At 64.9% G+C, this 21,073-nt stretch carries 17 protein-coding genes; 11 read left to right on the forward strand and 6 right to left on the reverse strand.

Annotated features, from left to right (window positions below):
* Positions 1 to 293: 293 nt before the first annotated feature.
* The 6 genes from mobF (at position 294) to RCH07_RS10915 (ending at position 8,812) form a co-directional block, all read left to right on the forward strand.
* Positions 294 to 4,760 (forward strand): MobF family relaxase, encoded by a 4,467-nt coding sequence (gene mobF, locus RCH07_RS10890; RefSeq protein ID WP_326967488.1) that lies wholly within the window; start codon positions 294 to 296, stop codon positions 4,758 to 4,760.
* 116 nt (positions 4,761 to 4,876) lie between these two features.
* Positions 4,877 to 5,911, forward strand: coding sequence for a hypothetical protein (locus tag RCH07_RS10895; RefSeq protein ID WP_326967489.1), 1,035 nt, complete (start codon positions 4,877 to 4,879; stop codon positions 5,909 to 5,911).
* Positions 5,912 to 5,954: 43 nt separating this feature from the next.
* A complete protein-coding gene (locus tag RCH07_RS10900) occupies positions 5,955 to 6,842 on the forward strand; it encodes a hypothetical protein (RefSeq protein WP_326967490.1) in 888 nt (295 codons plus the stop codon).
* Between the two features lie 15 nt (positions 6,843 to 6,857).
* Positions 6,858 to 7,151: a hypothetical protein gene (locus RCH07_RS10905; protein ID WP_326967491.1), complete on the forward strand. Its 294-nt coding sequence runs from the start codon at positions 6,858 to 6,860 to the stop codon at positions 7,149 to 7,151.
* Between the two features lie 182 nt (positions 7,152 to 7,333).
* The gene (locus RCH07_RS10910) at positions 7,334 to 8,383 is read left to right on the forward strand and encodes a PDDEXK nuclease domain-containing protein (protein WP_326967492.1); all 1,050 of its coding nucleotides are present in this window, start codon (positions 7,334 to 7,336) and stop codon (positions 8,381 to 8,383) included.
* A 126-nt stretch (positions 8,384 to 8,509) separates the two neighbouring features.
* Positions 8,510 to 8,812 (forward strand): DUF4193 domain-containing protein, encoded by a 303-nt coding sequence (locus RCH07_RS10915; RefSeq protein ID WP_326967493.1) that lies wholly within the window; start codon positions 8,510 to 8,512, stop codon positions 8,810 to 8,812.
* Between the two features lie 61 nt (positions 8,813 to 8,873).
* On the opposite strand, the gene RCH07_RS10920 is transcribed toward RCH07_RS10915, so the two are convergent.
* Entirely contained in the window at positions 8,874 to 9,614 is a 741-nt protein-coding gene (locus RCH07_RS10920) for a hypothetical protein (RefSeq protein WP_326967494.1), read from the reverse strand.
* 298 nt (positions 9,615 to 9,912) lie between these two features.
* On the opposite strand from RCH07_RS10920, the gene RCH07_RS10925 reads away from it, so the two are divergent.
* On the forward strand, positions 9,913 to 10,593 hold the full coding sequence (locus RCH07_RS10925; protein ID WP_326967495.1) for a plasmid pRiA4b ORF-3 family protein: 681 nt from the start codon (positions 9,913 to 9,915) through the stop codon (positions 10,591 to 10,593).
* A gap of 732 nt (positions 10,594 to 11,325) precedes the next feature.
* Here RCH07_RS10925 and RCH07_RS10930 read toward each other — a convergent pair.
* The 3 genes from RCH07_RS10930 to RCH07_RS10940 all read right to left on the reverse strand — a co-directional run bounded on the left by RCH07_RS10930 (position 11,326) and on the right by RCH07_RS10940 (position 14,263).
* A complete protein-coding gene (locus RCH07_RS10930) occupies positions 11,326 to 12,360 on the reverse strand; it encodes an SDR family NAD(P)-dependent oxidoreductase (RefSeq protein ID WP_326967496.1) in 1,035 nt (344 codons plus the stop codon).
* Positions 12,361 to 12,366: 6 nt separating this feature from the next.
* A complete protein-coding gene (locus RCH07_RS10935; protein ID WP_326967497.1) occupies positions 12,367 to 12,915 on the reverse strand; it encodes a DUF1440 domain-containing protein in 549 nt (182 codons plus the stop codon).
* A gap of 172 nt (positions 12,916 to 13,087) precedes the next feature.
* Positions 13,088 to 14,263 (reverse strand): zinc-dependent alcohol dehydrogenase, encoded by a 1,176-nt coding sequence (locus RCH07_RS10940; RefSeq protein WP_326967498.1) that lies wholly within the window; start codon positions 14,261 to 14,263, stop codon positions 13,088 to 13,090.
* 148 nt (positions 14,264 to 14,411) lie between these two features.
* On the opposite strand from RCH07_RS10940, the gene RCH07_RS10945 reads away from it, so the two are divergent.
* Positions 14,412 to 15,056 (forward strand): DUF1440 domain-containing protein, encoded by a 645-nt coding sequence (locus tag RCH07_RS10945; RefSeq protein WP_326967499.1) that lies wholly within the window; start codon positions 14,412 to 14,414, stop codon positions 15,054 to 15,056.
* A gap of 520 nt (positions 15,057 to 15,576) precedes the next feature.
* Positions 15,577 to 15,714 carry a hypothetical protein gene (locus RCH07_RS10950; protein ID WP_326967500.1) on the forward strand — a complete coding sequence of 46 codons (138 nt, stop codon included), beginning with the start codon at positions 15,577 to 15,579 and terminating at the stop codon, positions 15,712 to 15,714.
* A 9-nt stretch (positions 15,715 to 15,723) separates the two neighbouring features.
* Here the strand turns inward: RCH07_RS10950 and RCH07_RS10955 are convergent, their stop codons facing one another.
* Positions 15,724 to 17,013 carry an ISL3 family transposase gene (locus tag RCH07_RS10955; protein ID WP_442784813.1) on the reverse strand — a complete coding sequence of 430 codons (1,290 nt, stop codon included), beginning with the start codon at positions 17,011 to 17,013 and terminating at the stop codon, positions 15,724 to 15,726.
* A gap of 123 nt (positions 17,014 to 17,136) precedes the next feature.
* Here RCH07_RS10955 and RCH07_RS10960 point away from each other — a divergent pair, with 123 nt between their 5' ends.
* Both RCH07_RS10960 and RCH07_RS10965 read left to right on the forward strand, forming a co-directional pair.
* Complete coding sequence (locus RCH07_RS10960) at positions 17,137 to 18,093, forward strand: IS110 family transposase (protein WP_326967528.1); 957 nt, start codon at positions 17,137 to 17,139, stop codon at positions 18,091 to 18,093.
* A 135-nt stretch (positions 18,094 to 18,228) separates the two neighbouring features.
* On the forward strand, positions 18,229 to 18,471 hold the full coding sequence (locus RCH07_RS10965) for a hypothetical protein (RefSeq protein ID WP_326967502.1): 243 nt from the start codon (positions 18,229 to 18,231) through the stop codon (positions 18,469 to 18,471).
* Positions 18,472 to 19,208: 737 nt separating this feature from the next.
* Here RCH07_RS10965 and RCH07_RS10970 read toward each other — a convergent pair.
* Complete coding sequence (locus RCH07_RS10970) at positions 19,209 to 21,023, reverse strand: thiamine pyrophosphate-requiring protein (protein ID WP_326967503.1); 1,815 nt, start codon at positions 21,021 to 21,023, stop codon at positions 19,209 to 19,211.
* Positions 21,024 to 21,073 lie beyond the last annotated feature (50 nt).

A 21,073-nucleotide genomic window follows, 5' to 3' on the forward strand; every position in this document is an offset into this window, starting at 1 on the left:
AGCGGACGGGAAGAACACGCTGAGCCTTCCCAGAAGCAGTGAAGGCTCAATCCACAACTTGCCCGGGCAGGACTCTCACCAGAGTCATTGATCGAGTTGTGGATGGAGCCTTCAGCGAGTTCCCACAATCAAAGCGATGCTTCTCATGATGGAAACTCGCATCCTCACTGATGGACCAAATCTGACGTTTTTCGAACCCTAATGCTCGCCAGCTCCCATCAGCTCAAAACCCCATATCCAGTCACACCTCTTGCATTTCGAATAAATGAGGCCGAATCCGCTAGAATCGGTCCATGATGTCGCTGCACGTACTCAGTGCTGGCACCGGTTACCTGTACTACACACAGGAGACCGCCAGCGGGGACACGCTGCGCGCAGAAGACCGCCAACTGGGCGACTACTACACCACAGAAGGCCTCCCACCGGGCCAATGGGTAGGCCGCGGAGCCGCCGCCCTGGGTGTGAGTGGGAACGTCACAGAAGCGCAGATGGCCAACCTGTTCGGCAAAGGCCGGCACCCGGAGTACGAACAGATCCTTGAAGAGAAGCGCGCCTCTGGGTTGTCCGAGAAGCAGGCCACCAAGGAAGCCGATAAGGCTGCCAAACTCGGCCGGAAGTTCTACGAGTACAGCCCCAAGGACAATGCCCTCTCACAGGCCATCAGCATCCGTGAGAGCGACTTTGAGCGGATGAAGCAGCGCAAGCCCACGGCAGAAGAACGGCACCGCATACGGGCCACAGCCGGGGCTGTGATGTTCCGTGAGGGCCACGGACGCAACCCTTCCACTAAGGAAGAGCTGGGTAAGTTCATCACCGCCCAGCTCCGGCCCCAGCAGGACGCCGTTGCCGGATACGACCTGACCTTCACCCCCGTCAAAAGCGTCTCGGTCCTCTGGGCCTTGGGTGATGCGGACACCCGCCGCATGGTCGAAGACGCCCAGCAGGCAGCCCTTGCAGACTCCCTCGACTACCTCGAACAGCACGCCCTGGCCACCCGCTCAGGAACCAACGGCATCGCCCAGACCTCCGTCAGCGGGGGCCTGACGGCAACGAGTTTCCGGCACCACGACTCCCGCCTGGGAGACCCCAACCTGCACCACCACGTCGTTGTCTCCAACAAAGTTCAGGACGAGGCAGGGAACTGGAAGACCATCGACGGCAAGCTCCTGCACCGCTCGGCGGTGGCCGTCTCGGAGAACTACAACACCCGACTGCAGGCCCACCTTGAAGCGGCCGGCGTCCAGTTCGAGGCACGCACCGTCAACGGATCCAAGCAGCCCGTCATGGAAGTATCCGCAGTCCCCCGGGAACTGACAGCCATGTTCTCCAAGCGCAGCCAAGGGATCCGCGCCAGCCTCTCCGAACTCCGCAAAGCCTACGAAGAACAGCACGGCCACGCCCCCGATTCGGCGGCGCTGATCAAACTCGCACAGGCCGCAACGCTCAACACCCGCCCCGACAAAGAAGCAGCCAAGACCCTCGAACAGCAGGCCCGCCTCTGGCGCGACGAAGCCCACACGCTCTACAGCGAAGAAGAACTTACCACCCTCACCAGTGCCCGGACCAGGCCGGCGCTGGCCACCGCAACGGGCATCGACGTGCACGCCGCGGCCCGGACAATCGTTGCCTCCGTTTCGGATAAGCGCTCGACCTGGACCGCGCAGAACGTCATGGCAGAAACCAACCGATGGGCCAAGGAATACGCGTCCACCCACGGGCAGTTGCCGACCGATGCCCTCGAAGACGTTGTGTCCGCCAGCCTGGGAACCGCGTCAGTACGCATCACCCCGAACCAGGTACACGGCCGCTTTGAAGCACTGACCCGCAACGCCGGAACAGCAGACTTCAACCACCGCACCGACACCCTCTACACCTCCACCAAGATCCTCGAAGATGAAAACCTGCTCCTGCGGGCAGGAACAACAGACGTCATCCCCGCGGCATCGATGGAAGACTTTGAGACTGCCGTTGCCGCCCACAACCACGCTGTGGCCACCGGCGAAAAATCCCACGCACTCGATGAGGGACAGATCGCCCTGGCCCGCGAATTCGTCACGTCCTCTAAACTTCTGGCCGTGGGTATCGGCGCCGCCGGCACCGGCAAATCAAGCTCCATGGGACTGGTCCGCGCAGCCATCACCCAGGCCGGCGGCCGCGTCATCGGCCTGGCACCCTCAGCCGTCGCGGCAGCGAACCTGGGCGAACAGCTCGGCATCACCGCAGCCACCACGGACAAATTCCTGCACATCAACCACGGCTCAAACCCCGCGCACCCGCCAGCGGCTCCCGGACCGTTCACCGTCACCCCCGGCACCCTCGTCATCGTTGACGAAGCCGGAATGCAGGGAACCGGCAAACTCGCGGACGTCGTCCGCGAAGTCCAAGCCCACGGCGGCCTCGTCCGCTTCCTCGGGGACGACCGTCAGCTTTCCGCCGTCCAGGCCGGCGGGGCACTGCGGCTGCTGATCAACGAAATCGGCGCCACCGAACTGGACACCATCCACCGGTTCACCAGCGAAGAAGAAGCAGACGCTTCCCTGCTGCTCCGCACCCCCACCGAGAACGAAACAGACCCGTTCACCTGGTACAAAGACAACGGCCGGGTCCAGGCCGGGAGCATCGAAACGATCGAAGGCCTTGCGTTCGGCGTGTGGCAGGAACGCCTCAACGCCGGCGACGCGGCCGTGATGATGGCACCCACCAACGAAAGCTCACAGCGGCTCTCCGAACGCGCCCAGGCCTACCGGATCGAAACCGGCGAAGTCGCCCGCGCCGGGGTGTCGGTGCAGCTGCGCGACGGCTCCACCGCATGGATGGGGGATCACATCGTGACCCGCTCCAACGACTCCACCCTGAAAACCAAGCGAGGGCGGGACGTGGTGAAGAACGGCGACCTGTGGGCCGTCGAAGAAGCCCACGATGACGGGTCGCTCTCCGTCGCCCACCTTGGCCACGGAGGCAAGGTACGGCTTCCGGCAGAGTACGTCACCGACCACGTTCACCTGGGCTACGCCCTCACCACCCACCGCGCCCAAGGCATGACCAAAGACGCCGGTATCCCCATCCTCGACGCTGCCACGACGCGCGAGAACGCCTACGTCGCGGCCACACGCGGCCGGGACGAGAACGCGCTCTTTGTCGCCGTCGAAGACGGGCAGGACCGGGACACTGTGCTGGCCGCCATCGCGTCCAACCACAGCCGCGAAACCTCAGCCCACGAAGCCCTTGGCACCGAGTACGAACGCATCAACTCGCCCCTGACCCTGGCGGACCAGTACCGCTACATCACCGAAGAAGCCAACAAGATCCGTATGGCCGCCATGGCACGCGAAGTCCTGGGCGAGGACGCCGAAACGTTCGTGGCCACCGAATCCTGGGGAGCCGTGGCCACCAACCTGGCCAAAGCCGAGCGCGTTGGATGGGACCCAGCGAAGCTCCTGAGCAACGCCGCGACGCAACGCGAATTCGACGGCGCCGAAGACAAATCAGCGGTGCTGTCCTGGCGGATCGAATCCATCGTGGACAAAGCCCCCGAAGTCCTCGCCGCAGCCGGCGAAAGGCCTCTGGCCAACCTCACCGATGAACAGCTTGCCGCCCTGAAAAAGGACGTCGCCACCCTGGGCGAGGACCGCACCGCCGCGTACACGGCAGCGACAACAATCCACGGCCCGCAGCCGGCGGACCACTGGACCAACCGACGTCACGGCGGACTCACGGACGCCGAACTTGAACGCCGCATCTTCACCTCCCGGTTCGCCGCGAGGGAACAGGAATCGATCAACAACCCGGCCCTGGCCCGCAGGAACCAGCACCGGCTCCGCACCCTCGAACAAGAACAGAAGACCCGCACCGAACAGGGCCGGGTGGGTAAGAACCCGACAGAAACCATCGAACGCGGCGCGCGAAGCCAACACGCCACCACCGCACCAGGGGTAGCAACCCAGAAGAACCGCGCAATGAACCACCAGGTCATCGCCGCACGCATCCGGGCCGAAGAACGGTTGCGGTCCCTGACCCCCGGCACGCCTGGACCTGCCGGGACGGCGGACCGGTTGCCCGAATGGCTCGCACCCGCCAAGCCCGCCACCAGCGAATACCTGCCACAGGCCTGGCGTGAAGAACTCACCACCCGCCGTGAAGTCCTCACCGCCCGCCTGGACGAGCGCGGCCACCTTCTCGCGGCCGAACCGCCGGCGTGGGCGCAGCAGCTGGGCCCCGTCCCCGAAAAGCCCGAAGCCGCCCAACAGTGGCGCGACACCGCGGCCGAGCTCGAAATGTTCCGTGCCCGCTACAACGTTCCCGAGACAGAGGCGGCCCCCGTGCCCGAACGATTCCGCAGCGACGACATAGGCCGTAACCTGCACGACCGGGCCGTGACCGTCAGCAAACGCTCCCGCGCCCTACCGGACCACGCAAGCGAACAGGACCGACTGCAGGCGGCCGTCGCCGCGCTGGACCGTAACGAGCACACCCACACCCCTGCTGCCCCGGCACAGGAAGCCACCGACAAGCACCGGCAGGCAAACGCTCAAGAGCCGTCGGCCGTGACTCCCGTCCAGGTTGAAAAGCCGCGTGTGATGACGCGCCTGCAGAAACTCGTTGCCGAGCAGCAGGCCAAGAAAGCCGCCGAACAGGGACCGGTGGAGAAGAAGCCAGAGACTGAGGCGCAGCGCCAGTCACGGCTGATGGCCGAACGTGCCCAGCGTGAGCAGCAGCGTTCCGCCACCGAGGATCTGCGCGGCCCTGGACTGGGCCTGTAGTACCCGTGAAGCTCAGTCAGGCGTGGTGACTTGGCGTTCCACGGCTGAGAAACGCTCGGGCGCAGAAAACCTGCCGGGCGCTGGAGACCAAGTACGGCCTGGAAGAGCTCTCCACCGTGCACGCCACCCGCGGCTACGACCGGGCAGAGAAGGCCACCGCCGCCCGGGACGACCGCGAGATGCACCGTTCGTCCCTGGCCCGGAAGGTGCGCGCCAGCGCCAGCGCATCCGGGTCTGAAGCCGAGTTCGTCCGCCGCGCCCGGGACACCGGCCTGCTGCTCAGGCCGCGCTACGCGAAGAACACCACCGACGTCGTGGTGGGCTACTCCGTGGCTGAACGTCCGACGCAGGGCGAACGGCCTATCTGGTTCGGCGGCGGAACCCTCGCGTCTGACCTGAAGCTCGGTGAGCTCCGGCAGGAATGGACTGACTCACCGCAGTCCGCGATGGACGCTGCCGCCGAATGGAACGCCGCGGCGAGGAACAGGCGCAAAGTCACCACCACTGGCCCTGAGAACGCGGTTCCCGGTGCTCAGGTGTGGGCAGAGTACACGCGCAACGCCACCGAACTGGTGGAACGCCTGCGCGCCCTGCCGAAGGACGATCACGCGACGTGGGCGAAGGCGGCCCGCGACGCGTCCGGTGCGTTCGCTGCCTGGTCGTACCGCATTGAGGCCGTCCCCGGCCCGCTGGCGGCCACGGCTGCTGAACTGTCTCGGACAGCGCAGCTGCGCGCCCCCAGGGCACACGGCAAACCTGTCCCGCTGCCCTCCATTGCGGGAACCGCGATGCTCTTCATGGCTGCTGCCAGCAAGGACAAAACCGCGGCGCAGACCGCGCTGATGGTGCAGCTGATCAACACCGCCTTCGCCGTGTACGAGATGCACGTCCAGGCCGGCCGCACACGGGAGGCCCAACGCATCCGTGCAGTGGTCACGGAGCAGCTGGCGCCGTTCACCGCGACCATGCCCAAGCCCGTCTTGGTCGGCGTCGGTGAGGCCCCGGCCGCCGGTGCCGCGCCGACGGCGGCAGACATTGGACGCCGGGGCATGGCTCCGGTCCGCCCCGGGTCTGTGGTTCCGTCCACGTCCGAAAAGGCTAAGACGCACCAGCGCACCGGCCGGGACAACGGGCCGGTCCTGGACCGCTAAGACCTGCACGAGATGAGAACAACTACGAGGGGGAGTACCGATCATGAGCGAAGCAGATGGCATTGACGATGTAGTGGACGGCAGTCTCAGGCAGTCCTTGATGGCAGCCTCACTGATTGCTGAAACCCTTGCCCGGATGCGGCAGGAATCTCTGCGCCAGCGCGAGCAGCAGGACACCCAGACCGCCCACGAAGCGCAGGTACGCGCCGCCGCCGAGCGTGCCGCCGTGCAGGGAGCACTCGCCCCTGTCCACAAGGACCAGTGGTGGGACCAGGCGCAGTCCAACGACATCGCCCAGGTGCATGCCCTGGCCGAGGGGTGGAAGGACTACGACCCGGCCGCCCTGGCCGCGTCCGTGCGGATCCAGACCGAAGTCCAGCGGCGCTATGGGATCGACACCCGGGACGTTGGCGCGGACGCCGCGTACCTGGAATCGGGCATCGACACGATCAGCGCCGAGCAGGCACGCCGCGCCGCTGTAGCCGAACACCACAAGGGCATGGCACTCATCGCCGCGGCGCAGGCCGAAGAGCTCCGCGCCAAGGCCGAAAAGCTTGCCCCGGAAATGGAGCGGCACCAGGTGCCCGTCGAGTACCTGAACAACCCTGTCCTGGCCGAGGCGCTGCAGGGCGCTCACGATGCCGAGACGCCTGCGGCCATGGAGGCCGCCGACACCGCTTTGAAGGAACGCCTGTATCTGATCGGCCGAGACGGCGTAAACGGTCCCACCATTGACCAGCTGCGCGAAGAAACCACAGCCAACTTCAACGGCGCTGGCGACGGCCACTTCAAAGACGCCTCGTTCGTGGAGGCCGCGAAGGACTGGCACGAAGCAAAGCTTCTCGCCGAAGGAGGCTTCGAAGGCTCCCCGGACCAGCCGCTGGAGAAACGCTACGAAAGCACCGAAGCGGAACTGTTCGCGCGGATCTAGGGCCTGGGCCGCGAATTGGAAAACCGCGTCACAGGCGATGACAGCAACCGTCTGAAAGACCAGGGCGAAAAAGCGATTGCCAGCTCGGCCGCGGAGTACGGGTCCGCTGATCATCACCAGGCGTTCGCTTCCTCCCTTGCAGGAACCGCCAGCGAGAACCAAGTGCAGGGACGCCTTGCCGCTGCACGCAGCGAAGGCACGCACCCCAGCACGGCGCTGACCCAAGACAAAGGGGCAGCCAAGGCACGAAAGACCCGCGGCGGGGCCGGCGCAGCTGCGGAACGCACAAAGAGCGGCCCCAGCCGGTAGCGTCAAGGCGAATTGAAGGGGGCGCCCGGCTCTTACATGAACTGCTCCCCGAAAATCGAACTGAATTCTCAGTCCAACCAGCTGAGGCGCCTCGGCCGGCTCGGCTGCAGAGGGTTCGTGCGTGTGCTGCCGTCGCGCAGAAGATGCCGACCCGCCTGAGCCTGATCGATAGGATCGAACGCATGACTGACGCCCGCGACCTCGCACTCCCCACCGGCTACACCGACCTCCTCGGCGAGCTCAAAAGCCGGGTCCGCGCCGCACGCACGAAGGCACTGCGGACCGTAAACACCCAGCTAATCGATCTGTACTGGTCCATCGGGAAGACGGTCCTGGAGCGCCAGGAGGTCGAGAACTGGGGGAGTGGAGTCATGGGCCGGCTGGCTGACGACCTGCGGGCGGAGTTTCCCGAAATGAGGGGACTTTCCCGGTCCAACCTGTTTTACATGCGTGGATTTGCTGCTGCCTGGCCCGACTCAATTGTCCAACAGCCTGTTGGACAATTGCCGTGGGGCCACATCACGGTGTTGCTGGACAAACTCGACACCCCAACTCACCGTGTCTGGTACGCCTCAGCCGCGGTCGAGCACGGCTGGTCCCGGAATGTCCTAATGAACATGATCATGAACAAGACCCTGGAACGCACCGGGGCAGCGCCCTCGAACTTTGTGCAACAGCTTGTTGCACCGGATTCGGAACTTGCCCAGCAGGTCGCCAAGGACCCCTATAACTTCGAATTCCTCGGCCTCTCCGGGGAAATCGCCGAACGCGACCTGGAGAACGCACTGACCAGCAGGATCACCGAAACCCTCCGCGAACTGGGTCCCGGCTTCTCCTTCGTCGGCCGGCAGGTCCACTTCGACGTTGACGGGGACGACTTCTACGTGGACCTGCTGTTCTTCCACATCGAACAATCACGCTATGTAGTCATCGAGCTAAAGACCGGCAAGTTCCAGCCCGAATACGCGGGCAAGCTCAACTTCTACGTCGCGCTCGTCGATGACGAGCTCCGACGCGGGCACCACAACGAAACCATCGGGATCCTCATCTGCGGCACCAAAAACGACCGCAGCGTCCGGTACAGTCTGGGCCGCTCCACTTCACCAATGGCTGTCTCCGCCTACACGTACGACAAGCTCCCCCCGGACGAACAGCAAGCGCTCCCCAACGAAGGACACATCGTCGCAGCGCTGGAATGGGCCGAACCCGACGCGAACGACGATGCCACCTGAGGGAATGCCTACTAAGCTCGCAAGTCTTACCAAGGCTGCGTCCCGTCCCGCGGCAGGGGAATATCGAAGCCATGGTGTAGGTTGCATTTCGGTCCGGTAAGAACATCAGAGAAGAGAATCACCGCAGTGGCAACCGATTACGACGAAGTTCGTTCCGACGTCAAGGAATCACAGGATCGCTCCCTCGAGGCGCTGCAATCCGCGAACGCACCAGATGCCAGAAGCGTCGTCCGCGACCTCGATGAGGCCGACGCACTGGATGACGCGATGACTCCCAGCGGAGAGTTCGTCGCCGAGGAACTGATCGTTCAGGTGATCCCCCAGGCCGGAGACGAGTTCATCTGCTACTCCTGCTTCCTGGTCCGGCACCGTTCCCAGCTCGCACGCGAAAAGAACGGCCACTCGTACTGCATCGAGTGTGAAGGCTAGGGCGCAGCCCCTCCCGAAGCCGAGCCAACAGCAACTTCCCCAGCGTGACATAGCCCGATCGCTAGGCATTCAGACCGGGGGCGTGGATCAGCACGCGTAAGGGGGAACGTGCCTTTCGTCGTTGAACGGTTCGAACCAGTGCTCCAGTGCCCATTGGTGCGAGCCGGAGCTGCTGGTTCAGAACTTCATCGTGTTGGAAACCGTCAAGACTCCGGTCGTAGAGCATGTCGCTGTCGGTGTCTTCGAGGATCCTGTCGGTGAGTATGCCCCGCCAGTGCGGGTCAAGGTCCAGGTCGTAAGTGTCTGCGGTGATCTCGATCTGGTCCAGAAGGCACCGGACGGCGAGCTCCTGAGCCACGCAGCTGGGCGAGGTCCAGCCGGCCGCCAGTTTCACGGTCATGTCAGCGGCCACCACCAGGAATCGCTGGGCAAAGAGTCCGTTGTACTTTTCCGCGTACTGCGGTGGCAGGCCAGAGAGAATCCAGGTTTCGTCGATGTCTGCGCGCGTGATCGACTCTTTTTCATGCAGCGTGTGGATGTCCTGGAAAATCTGATCGATGAGCATGACGGAGGCATGCCAGATGGCCCCGGCCAGAAGGCGTGCGCGACTCAGACTCCGCCGGCGGTCCTCTGCCGGAATACCGGTCATCCATTCCATCGTTTCGGAATCCACGTTGCCCAGGTCTTCGTCGGACAGATCCCGGGGATCTGGAAAGTAGCCGAGGTCTTCAAAGCTCAGACCCTGCAGGCGATCGGCGTCGGCGTCCAGCTCGGCAATAATCAGCTCTCGTTCCCTGTCCATGCAGCAGATGCTATCGCGACCGCTGTGTAAGAATCGCCTCAAGAGGATCCGCCTGCGGCGTCCGTTGGGGCTCCGTGGCGGGCAATCGGAACGGCTCGCACGAGGAGTCGATACGAAGCGACTTTATCGGGCCCGCTACGACCAAGGACCGGCTTCGCAGACAGCGGGCGCCGGTAGACCCGACACCACGAACCATCCAGCCCCTGCGCCGTCGCGGCACAGGTTTTGCTGGCGGCCACAGCTGCCCGCGGGGCCTACCTATTTCGGTGAAACGCGTGTGGTTTGAGACGATTGCGCCATGAAACAGTCCGACGACAAGAACCCGAATGGACAGGAGTCGATCCTGGAGCTGCGGGTGCTTCTTGTCGGCAGCCATCCGGAGATCTGGCGTCAGCTGGAGGTCCGCGGCTCAACATCACTGGACCATGTACACGGGGTCCTGCAGGTGGGCTTTGGCTGGGAGGATGCTCATCTGCACCGATTTACGGACAGTGATCCCTTCGCGCCTCTGCGGCCGATTGATGGAGAGATGCCGGAAGCCCTGCAGTGGCTCCCGACGCAGTGGTGCGAAGAACCGGCGGACAGGGCTGAGGAGGACTGCTCGCTGGATCAACTTCTGGCGAGGAGATCGGGGGTGGCGTTCTATGAGTACGACTTCGGCGACAGCTGGCTTCACCGGTTCGTGCTGGTTTCCCGCCGCCCAGCGACGGAGACTACGCCGACAGCGCGGCTGACCGGCGGCGCCCGGCGCGGCCCGCTGGAAGATTCCGGAGGTATGCTCGGGTTCGAGGAGATTCTTGATGCCCTGGCCGACCCGTCTCATCCTGAACACGTTGAATATTCGGAGTGGGTCGCCGAGATAACCGGCACCGATGAGCCTTTTGATCCCGGCTTCCTGGACGTCGAGGCCATTAACCGAGAGCTCATTCTGGCTCTGAATGGCGAACGGGCCAGACTCCCAAAACCGGACCGGGGCTGACGCAACGGCAAATATCGGCAGGCCGCCGCCACGCGGCAGATTGTTGCGCTCAGCCCGAACTATGCGGCGGCGGGAGGCGGCATGTCCCGTCGCTGGGTCCGACTAAGCTGCGTCCATGACTTTCGATACCTCTGCTGCAGGATTGTTTGCGCAGGTCATTCCGGCGCCCCTTGTTATCTTGGCTCTGGAGGAGAGACTTTCGCCCGTCAATATTCCCCGGCGAAAGTGGAGGCGAAGAATCACAGGATGGCGAGAATCGGCAGTTGTACTGAACGTACTTTCACTCGCCACGTGTTTGGTCGTCGTTGTCTTCCGGTTCGAGAACAACTTTCTTGGAGTAGTCGTTTTGGCATCTGTCTTATACTTGCTCGGCGTCCTTGCCCTTCTCCTTGCGGGCATGTTCGGACGCGAAGATACTCTGACTTTGGAAACCTCTGCACCGGGATCGGGGGGGCCGGTGTCTCACATCAGTAGTACACCTCACAGAATCCAATTTCTACTCAAACCTGCCCACCATCAAAACGATGGAACGGGTCTAACAAACCCTCCACCAAACCCGGGGCTTGACACTTTGATCCGGGCCGTGCTCGGCACCCCCTGCGCCACCGACCGGCCCGGGCCTTCACCATGCGCTGGGCCTGAGCCCAGAACGGGCAGGGCCGCCCCGCACGGCCCGGCCCGGCCGGTGCACCCTCGGGGTGCTGAGCCCCGGCCACCACTGCGTCCCGACAGCTACCGGGCGCGACGGGAAAAACGTGGTCGCTGTTGTGGCCGTGGTTTCCCCGGCATCCCTGCAGCGGTGGCCCGGGCGCGGGTGACTACAGCCCCTGCTGCGGCCGTCATCGCGGCTACAGCTGCCATCCGCCACGGGCGTGACCGCCATCCGCCCGTGATCTGGTTGGCGGCCGGGTCGGGCTCGAACACGGTCCCCGGCGTGGGAGCGACGGGTCCTTTGCGCAGGGCCAGGGTGTTCATCACCGGGCCGATGCACCGGTCGTAGAGCCGGGGTAGCAGCGCGTGGACGGGGATGAAGCTGCGCTGGATCTGCCCGACCACGACCGTTGGCCGCGGACGGTCGGCCAAGCCCACGATGGCCCTGGCCACCCGGTGGGGCGAGACCACCGGAGGCAGCGGGTGGACCTGTTGGCCGGTGTAGTTGGCCGCGTGCTGGTAGATCGGGGTGTCGATCGTGGCCGGCAGCACGGCACACACGTTGACGCCCTCAACCTCGCGGAGTTCTTGGCGCAGTGCTTCGGTGAAGCCCAGCAGCCCGAATTTGCTGGTGATGTAGGGGGAGACGTACGGGGAGGTGATCTTCGAATACACCGAGCCGATGACGATCAGCGTGCCCGACCCCTGGATGCGGAACCGGGGCAGCAGGGTGCGGGCGGTGTACACCTGCCCGAGCAGGTTGGTCTCCAGGACCTGGCGGAACACGTCACTGGGGGTTTGCTCGACGGTGCCGTAACTGTAGACCGACGCGGCACCGACCCACACGTCGATCCGCCCGAACGTCTCGACGGCGGCCTGCACCAGGGCGCGCACCTGGTCCTCGTCACTGACGTCGGTGGGCATCACCAGGACTTCCTGGGCACCCTGGCCGCGACATTCTGTAGCCACCTCCTCGAGACTGGGCCGGCTGCGGCTGGCCAGCACCAGCCGGGCCCCACGTTCGGCGAACGCGCGGGCGGTGGCCCGGCCGATCCCGCTGGAGGCGCCGGTGATCACCACCACGTCGCCGTGCTGTCCGGAGGTGTACTGGCTCATGTCGGATCACCGGGCACGGTCGAAGGCCCGCAGCACGGTCTCGGTGACCACACCCAGCACCATGTGGGTCACCAGCCCCCGGGCGTGGGCCTGCCACGGGTACTGCCTCGGCCCCGAGGCCAGCTCCAGGGCCGGGGCCACCATCTCGTCGTTGACCACGAACAGCCCGGCGCCGTAGAGGGCCCCCGCGCCGGCGCGCACGGCCGGGATCTTCCGGCGCAGCACCGCGTGCAGCGCCCCGGGTAACACACCCAGCGCGTAGTGCACCACGATGCCGGCCCGGTTGGGCTGGCCGGTCCGGATGTTGGCGCTCGTGAGCCGTGCTGCCTTCTCCACGGCGACGTGGGCCGTGTCCTTTCCCGGCGCACCGGGCTGGGCCTGCTGCTGGCGGGCGCCGGCTTCGGCCTTGGTGAACTCCACGTCACCGCCGCCCCGGCGGCCCTGCAGCTCCTGGGCCACCGCATCCGGGTCCTCGTGGTCGTACATAAACCACCCGGCCCGATCCATCGCCCAGACCCCCACCGCTCCGGCGACCGCGCCCAGCATCAGATCCATCGGGACGCTGTTCGTCTTCCCAGCAACAGCCCGGCATTCCTCTTTTGTCGTTTCGACATGCCTCAACCACCTTTTTTCTTACCTCGTTCCTCATGGGACAGCACCCTGCTCGACGGTCACCTCATGCACCTGTTCCTACCGTGGGCCCATCCCGGCCCTCGACCTGGGGTGCCTATGGTTTGAGGACGACCTTGATGCAGCCGTCCTGCTTCTTCTGGAAGATCTCGTACATCTGCGGTGCCTCATCCAGGGAGGCGGTGTGCGTCTTCAGATCCAGCACACCCAGCGGGTCCGAGGGGTCGTCGACCAGCGGGATGAGGTCGTCGATCCAGGACTTCACGTTGCCCTGGCCCATGCGCAGCTGGATCTGCTTGTCGAACAGCGTGAGCATCGGCATGGGGTCCTTCATCCCGCCGTACACGCCGCTGAGCGAAATGGTGCCGCCGCGGCGCACCGCGTCAATCGCGGTGTAGACAGCGTTAAGCCGATCCACCCCCGCGGTCAGCATCGCTTTGCGGACGACCGCGTCCGGCAGCAGCCCGACGGCCTGGTGCGCCGCCCCGGCGATGGGCGAGCCGTGGGCCTCCATGCCCACGGCGTCCACCACGGAGTCCGGTCCACGGCCGTCCGTGCGCTCCCGCAGTTCGTCGGCCACGTCGTCGTGCAGATCCAGGGCATCGATGCCGTGGCGCTCGGCCATGGCCCGCCGCTCGGGGACCGGGTCCACGGCGATCACTTTGTAGCCCAGGTGACGGCCGATCCGGGCGGCGAACTGGCCCACCGGGCCCAGACCCAGCACGGCCAGGAAGCCACCCTCGGGAACATTGGCGTACTGCACGCCCTGCCAGGCGGTGGGCACAATGTCTGAGAGGTAGAGGTAGCGCTCGTCCTCGCCGGTCTGCGGGATCTTGATGGGGCCGTAGTCGGCGTGGGGGACGCGCAGGTACTCGGCCTGCCCGCCGGGCACGGAGCCGTAGAGCCGCGAGTACCCGAACAGGGCCGCGCCGCTGTTGTGCCCGCGGACCTGGGTCGTCTCGCACTGGGTCTGCAACCCGTGCCGGCACATCCAGCAGTGCCCGCAGGAGATGTTGAACGGGATGACTACCCGGTCCCCGGCCTTAATGTGGGTGACGGACGAGCCGACCTCCTCCACGATGCCCATGGGCTCGTGACCGATGATGTCGCCCTTGTCCATGAACGGGCCCAGCACCTCGTACAGGTGCAGATCCGACCCGCAGATGGCCGTGGAGGTCATCCGGACGATCGCGTCCGTGGGCTCCTGAATCCGCGGATCCGGGACCTCCTCGACGCTCACCGAGCGCTTTCCCTGCCACGTGAGTGCCTTCATGACACAATCTCCTGTTCTGTTTCCCAGTATGCTGATCCTCCCAGTATGGTCACAGCACAGGGCCGACCGTAAAGGGCCGCACCCCGGATCCGGTTCCCGGTTGCGGGTCGGCCGGCGCCCAGTGCGCGGAAGGAGGTGGGCGACCCGGATGCGCGACCAGCACGCCACCGGAACCGGTCCGGCCACGGCACCACGGGCCCGCACGCTCACCGACATGCTCATCGGGGCGGCCGCCGGGGCGATCGGAGTCTGGGCCATGGATCAGATCGGATGGGTGATGCTGCGCCACGAAAGCCAGGAAACCCTGGCCCGCGACCTGCAGGCCCGCCCCACCGTCCACACGACAGGGGCAGACACCGCCGGCACCGACACCGCCGGCACCGACACCGCCGCGCAGACCCGCGGCGTGCAAGATGGCACCGGCGCCGACGACGGCGTTCCCGAGACGGGAACTGTCGGGATCCTCACCAAAGCCACTCAGGTCAGCGGGATCAGCTCCCCGAACCAACGCCCGGCACCGGCCGCGGTTGTCTTCCACTTCTCCCTCGGGATGCTGCCCGGAGCCCTCTACGGGCTAGCACGCCGGCGGCAACCATGGTTGCGCACCGACCACGGCGCCCTTTATGGCCTTGCCCTGTTCGTGGTGATGGACGAGGTCGCTGCGCCTGTGAGCGGCATCGCCTCCGCGCCGGGCCGGTACCCCTGTCAGGCCCACGTCCGGGGTCTGGTCGCCCACATGGTGCTTGGCGTAGTCACCGAAACTCTGTTGCGGGCCGCCGAACGGTTCCGCTGACTTCAACACCGGCCAGCACTCTGCGCCTCTGCGGTGGCGCAAGCTCATCCCCGCAGGAATCGCCCACGGGCGCCAGCAGTGGTTCGCGGACGTTTTAGATGAGTCAACTCGGCGCACCCGCTTCGCACGGGCATAGTCAGTGGCCATTTTCTTCGTCGCTGCCCTGCGCTCACTCATCGAAAGCTCCATTGATCAGGCGTACCCGAACCCGGGCCCCAAAAGCACTATCCAGGCGGAGGTTTTCAGATGAGGCAACGTATCGCGCTACGCGGAGGTATTAGCTGAGTCAACAGTGATGATGGAAGTGGCTGGTTTACGGGTCTGACCCTTGAGTCAACAGACACTGCCTGCAGTTGTCATTCACGCGATCTGTCGGCCCGTGAATCAGTCGCTTTGAAGCGTTGCTGAGCGGGCGGACATGACTTCATAGGAGCCTGAATTCACGCAAGTCCCATCACTGTTCTGTCTGCCCGGCCGCCCAGCACGCACCCAACATGCGCGTCAGGAAGGCATATCCATCATGACAACCAACGAGGAAATTGTCACAGGAGGAATCGACACCCACGCCGACACGCACCACGTGGCGGTCATCAACCAGTACGGCAAGCATTTGGCTGACAAAGAGGCTCTTCGAGGTTCCCGGGGAATGGTCTGCTGAGATGATTGCTCATGCTGCCATCCGGGCTGCACTTCTCAAGAGGATACGCGATTTGTAGTTGTCCGGGTTTCGATAGTCTCGTGCGGTTCGTTTGATGTGCTTGATGGCGGTGTTATTGGCCTCGACCTTGGCTGTTGTGGCTCCGGTGACGATGAGGACTTCGATCTCGGCCCACCACCGGCAGATAGTCCGGTAGAGCCTGTTGGTTTCTGGCATCGCCGCCCGTTCGACCAGGTCCGCCAGGGCAATCTTCGCCGCTGCGGCGTCTTCGAGGGAGCCTGTGTTCAGCAGCGTGCGGAGTTGTTCCTTGACCTGCCACGCGGCCTGAAGGCTGCCAGTGGGATCATCAGCGGCGAACACGCCTGCAAGGCGATGCCGGGCACGTTCTGAGAGTTTCTCATCGGCCTTCAGCAGCAGCATCCGATTCGCCCACGCCGGGTCAGTGGCCCTGCCCCGCCGGCCCCGAACCTGTTGTGACAGGCCCTGACGGACGGTCGTGAGCATGTCGTTGGCCAGCATCGTCACGTGGAACAGATCTACTGACACCGCCGAGCGTGGAAGCCACATCCGCAGTGCTTTCCGGAACGCCGCGGACGGGTCGATCGCGACGACCTGCACGCCGAGCCGCCAGTGCAGCGGCCGGGCGAAGAGCCAGTCTCCGACGCCCTTGTGGTCGCGTCCGTCCACGATGCCCAGGACCTGGCCGGTGTCCAGGTCAACGATCGTTGTCATCCACGGCTCGTACCGGGTCCAGACCTTCGTGCCCGGGTCCTGGAAGAACCGCACAGAACGGTAGCGGTGCTCATCGATGCCCAGCATCCTGGGCGTGAGAAGGTCCACATCCGGCAGCCGGAGAGCGGCGTCGCCGATGACCTGCTGGACCAGCCACCACGAGATCCCGAATGCCATGGCGGTCTCAGACACGGCCCGGCCTGAATCTATGACCGCATCCAGTACGGTCTCGCGCAGCCGCCGTGTCGGCCGTGCCCGGCGCGGCACCTGCGGCGTCGCCTCACAGAACGATTTCCGCTCACACAGGTACTCATCACAGAACCAGCGCCGCTTGTCCCGGAGGAGCACCACCGCGCCGGCAACCGGGATGTCACGCAGCCGCTGGCACCGGCGTTCCTTCACCCGCGAAGCGATCACCCCGCAGCTCGGACAGCCTGGCGGGAAGGTGGACTCCACCGTGACATGACGTGCCCCATCCGGGAGCTGGACGGTGCCGGTGACACGGTAATCGGGCAGGTTGAAGATCATGCTGGCAGCATCATGGCCAGCCCCAGTAGGCTCTAACAAGGCTCGTGGTTCCTGTTCAGGTTGAATGCGTAGTAACACTCATCCCAGCAGGACCACGAGTCCTCTGCTAGCTACAACACGAACCTATTTCCCCGGGAACCTTGAAGAGCCGACAAAGAGTTTCTGGCCGTCGCCTCCGGCTATCGCAAAATCATTGGCTTCCTTCAGCAGTACGGCGCTCTCACCGCCGTCGGCGTTGAAGGCACCGGCTGCTACGGGGCCGAATTGGCCAGGGAGCTGAGAAAGGCCGGCATCACCGTTCTCGAGGTCAACCGCCCGAACCGGAAGAACCGAAGACAGCACGGAAAATCCGATCCGCTGGACGCCTATTCCGCAGCAGAGGCCGTCCTGGCCGAAAGGGCAACCGCGAAGCCGAAGGACCGCGATGGGTTCGTCGAATCCGTCCGCGCCCTCCGGGTCGTGCGATCCTCTGCCATGAAGTCCCGGACCCAAACGATCAACCAGATAACCGGCCTGCTGACCAGCGCGGCGGAGGAAATCCGCTCGAAATACCGGTCACTGCACGGCAGGAAACTGGCCCGGGCATTGCTGGGCTCCAGACCGGGATCCAACCTGTCCGATCCGGAAACGGCGACGCGATACGCCTTGCGCCTTCTGGGCTCGCGCTATGAAGCGCTGACGATGGAAATTCTCCAGATCGACGGGCATCTGAACGAACTGCTCAAGCTACATGCCCCCGATTTGCTGGGCATCCACGGGGTCGGAACCGAAGTCGCCGGCCAGCTGCTGATCACCGCGGGAGACAACCCTGAACGCATCGGCACGGAAGCGGCACTGGCCGCCCTGACCGGCACAGCGCCCCTGCCCGCTTCGTCGGGAAAGACCAATAGGCACCGCCTCAGCCGCAGCGGGGACCGCGCCGCAAACTCCGCGATCCACCGCATCGTCCTCGTCAGGATGAGACACCACGAGGCCACCCGCGCCTACGTCACCAAACGCACCGAAGAAGGCCTCAGCAAACGGGAAATCATCCGCTGTCTCAAACGCTACGTCGTCCGCGAAATCCACCGGACCCTGATCCGCCATATTCCCCCGACACCGGCAGCCATTGCCCGTTGACAATCAATAGGAGCATCGCGGTCCTTGCCTAACGCGCCGGTACGTTCTAGCGTGGTGCCTGAGGCGCCGGAAGGAACGACCGAGATGGCCGTAACGGTGGGAACACGCGACGGGACACTTCGCAGGAGGCAGGACATGACGCTTTATCAGCCCGAACCGGTGGAGATATCAACCAGAATCCGTCCTGGGGAGTGGACGGACGAGAGCCTTTCAGCGACCGTGGCTTCATACCGGAATGAGCTGCTGGGTATGGGGGCCGCGGCTGAAGAGATTGAAATCGTGACCGATCGGGAGGCGGATGGCTCAGTCAGCGTGGTGGCGACCTGGATCAAGGGAGACATCACCGACGAACAGGAATCCGGGAACGGTGCGCCCTGACAGCGTTACAGCGTCCAATCGTCCGCGACACCGACACCGACACCGGCACCGACACCGGCACCGACACGGCGCCGAGGGCAGTGCCGGCTCGGAGGCTGAGGGCATGGGTTAATCCGTGGACGCAGCTTTGTACTGTGGCTTTACCGATCAGGAAACGTTGGAAGGGATCGTGGGCAGATCAGACGTCCTGCCGATCTTCACACCGCCTCGCCGTATAGGGCGGACGGGCAGGGCGCGGCTTGACCTGCAGAGATCGCCCGGCTCCGGACGATTTCCAGGATCCTTACGGCCCACCGACGACACCACATCACGGAGTACTTAGCCGAAAGACGGCAACTCCAGCAGGCAGGAATCGAGGCCGGAAACCATCCAGCTGCTGCCGCGGGCCTCCAGACACGGCGACTGACTGCAGGACCGGGAAGAATAACTCATCGGTCACGGACCTGATCTCTGCGAACACCACATCAGGCCGCGGAGTGAACGGCTCTCCCCGGTCAGCCCCCAGTGCTTCCTTGCCGAGCGCCAGACAGGTGGACCGTCCGTCCGGCCCTGGCGACGATGACTCCTTCCCAGGAGTTCGTGGCGCTCCAACCAAACCATGCCCTGTCCGGGCCCAGTGATCTTCTGCTGCGGCAACGCGGAGCGGACAGCATAGTCCGTGGCGGGACACGCCTCAGGGGCGACGAGACTACGCAAGGCGCGGAAAGGCGCTTGCCCAATCCGGCAGCCGACGGCGTTCAGTCTCCGCCGGGTTCCTCCTGGGCTGCGTAGGTGTCGAGGAGCCCGGCGGCTCCTGCCCCGGCACCGCCTTCCTCTGCCAGCGCGGTCCTCATGCCGTCGAGTTTCTCGGCCCCGGCCGGGAACGGCGGCAGCAGCGGGACGTCAGGGTCAGTCAGGACTTCCAGCACCACGGGACGGTCAGCTGCGAAAGCGCGGTCCCAGGCATCGGCCAGCTGGTGCGGGTCGTCCACACGGATGCCCGCCAGGCCCAGGAGTTCGGCGTAGCCGGCATAGGGAAAGTCGGGGAGTTCCTGGCTGTCCGGGAAGCGCGGCTCCGACTCGGTCTCCCGCTGTTCCCAGGTGACTTCTGCCAGTTCCCGGTTGTTCAGGACGCACACCACGAAGCGCGGATCGGCCCACTGCCGCCAGCGGTGCGCCACCGTGATGAGTTCGGCAATGCCTGCCATCTGCATGGCACCGTCACCGGTCAGCACCACCATCGGACGGTCCGGCCTGGCCAGTTTGGCGGCAATGCCGTACGGAATGGAACAGCCCATGCTGGCCAGCGTTCCGGAGACATGGGCGGGGACTCCCGGCGGAAGAATCAGCTGCCGGGCATACCAATAAACGCAACTGCCGACGTCGATGCTCAGCTGTGCGTTGGCCGGGAGCCTGCCGTTGAGTTCACGCACCACGAGTTCAGGATTCACCGGATGTGCCGGCACCCGCGAACGCTCCTCAGCCAGCGCATGCCAGTCCCGCACCTGGCGTTCAATCTCTGCCCGCCATGGTTCCCGGGACCGGTCCCGGGGCTGGTCCGGCGACCGTGAGCCGATTCTGGACATCAGCTCCCGGAGGGTTTCCGCGGCGTCGCCCACCAGACCCACTTCCACCGGGTACCGGTTGCCGATCTTGCGCCCGTCGATGTCGATCTGGACCGCACGGGCCGCGCCCGGAGGCGGATAGAACTCCGTCCAGGGATCGTTTGACCCGACGATCAGCAACGTGTCGCAGCTGCCCATCAGGTGGGCACTGGCCGTGGAACCCAGATGTCCCATGGTTCCAACGACGAAGGGCAGTGTCTCATCAACATAGGGTTTGCCCAGCAGGCTCGTGGTGATGCCTGCGCCGAGTTGCTCCGCGATGGCCACCACTTCGGCCTGGGCTGTTTTGGCCCCCTGGCCTACCAGGAGCGCCACCTTGCTGCCCGCGTTCAGCACATCCGCCGCCGCAGCCAGGTCCTCCTCCTGGGGCAGCACGCGCGCCGGGCGCCACTGGGGAGAGGTGATGATAATCCCGTGCTCCTGTTCAAGATCCGGCGCGGGCGCCTTCTGGATGTCGTGCGGGACGATGACAACGCACGGCGAGCGAGTCTCCAGGGCGGTACGGAACGCCCGATCCAGAACCATGGGAAGCTGCTCCGGTGTGCTGACCATCTGAGCGAACTGCGCAGCCACGTCCTTGAACAGCGTCAGCAGCTCGATCTCCTGCATGTAGCCCGACCCCAACACGCTGCGGTTCTGCTGGCCGATGATGGCCACTACGGGCACGCTGTCCAGCTTCGCATCGTAGAGACCGTTGAGGAGATGCACGGCGCCCGGACCCTGCGTTGACGTGACAACACCCACCCGGCCCGTGTATTTGGCGTGGCCCACGGCCATGAACGCGGCGGCTTCTTCGTGCCGGGCCTGCACAAACTCGACGTCGCCTCCGGCCCGGCGAAGCGCACCCATGAATCCGTTGATGCCGTCTCCGCTGTAGCCGAAAACCCTCTCAACACCCCACGACCTGAGGCGTTCCACCATCACATCGGCAACCAGCCGCTCAGCCATAACAGACACTCCCGTGCTTTGGGTCCGCACGCCGGTACGGGCTTCCGCCC

The sequence above is a fragment of the Arthrobacter sp. CG_A4 genome (assembly GCF_035985125.1).
Classification (GTDB): Bacteria; Actinomycetota; Actinomycetes; order Actinomycetales; family Micrococcaceae; genus Arthrobacter.

Bases quoted from the DNA above. Each gene is read 5' to 3' on its own strand.
- RCH07_RS10935 (WP_326967497.1), bottom strand. From the start codon at position 12,915: ATGGATCTGATGCTGGGCGCGGTCGCCGGAGCGGTGGGGGTCTGGGCG.
- RCH07_RS10945 (WP_326967499.1), top strand. From the start codon at position 14,412: ATGCGCGACCAGCACGCCACCGGAACCGGTCCGGCCACGGCACCACGG.
- RCH07_RS10930 (WP_326967496.1), bottom strand. From the start codon at position 12,360: ATGAGCCAGTACACCTCCGGACAGCACGGCGACGTGGTGGTGATCACC.
- RCH07_RS10940 (WP_326967498.1), bottom strand. From the start codon at position 14,263: ATGAAGGCACTCACGTGGCAGGGAAAGCGCTCGGTGAGCGTCGAGGAG.
- RCH07_RS10970 (WP_326967503.1), bottom strand. From the start codon at position 21,023: ATGGCTGAGCGGCTGGTTGCCGATGTGATGGTGGAACGCCTCAGGTCG.
- RCH07_RS10920 (WP_326967494.1), bottom strand. From the start codon at position 9,614: ATGGACAGGGAACGAGAGCTGATTATTGCCGAGCTGGACGCCGACGCC.
- RCH07_RS10900 (WP_326967490.1), top strand. From the start codon at position 5,955: ATGAGCGAAGCAGATGGCATTGACGATGTAGTGGACGGCAGTCTCAGG.
- mobF (WP_326967488.1), top strand. From the start codon at position 294: ATGATGTCGCTGCACGTACTCAGTGCTGGCACCGGTTACCTGTACTAC.
- RCH07_RS10950 (WP_326967500.1), top strand. From the start codon at position 15,577: ATGACAACCAACGAGGAAATTGTCACAGGAGGAATCGACACCCACGCC.
- RCH07_RS10965 (WP_326967502.1), top strand. From the start codon at position 18,229: ATGACGCTTTATCAGCCCGAACCGGTGGAGATATCAACCAGAATCCGT.
- RCH07_RS10925 (WP_326967495.1), top strand. From the start codon at position 9,913: ATGAAACAGTCCGACGACAAGAACCCGAATGGACAGGAGTCGATCCTG.
- RCH07_RS10910 (WP_326967492.1), top strand. From the start codon at position 7,334: ATGACTGACGCCCGCGACCTCGCACTCCCCACCGGCTACACCGACCTC.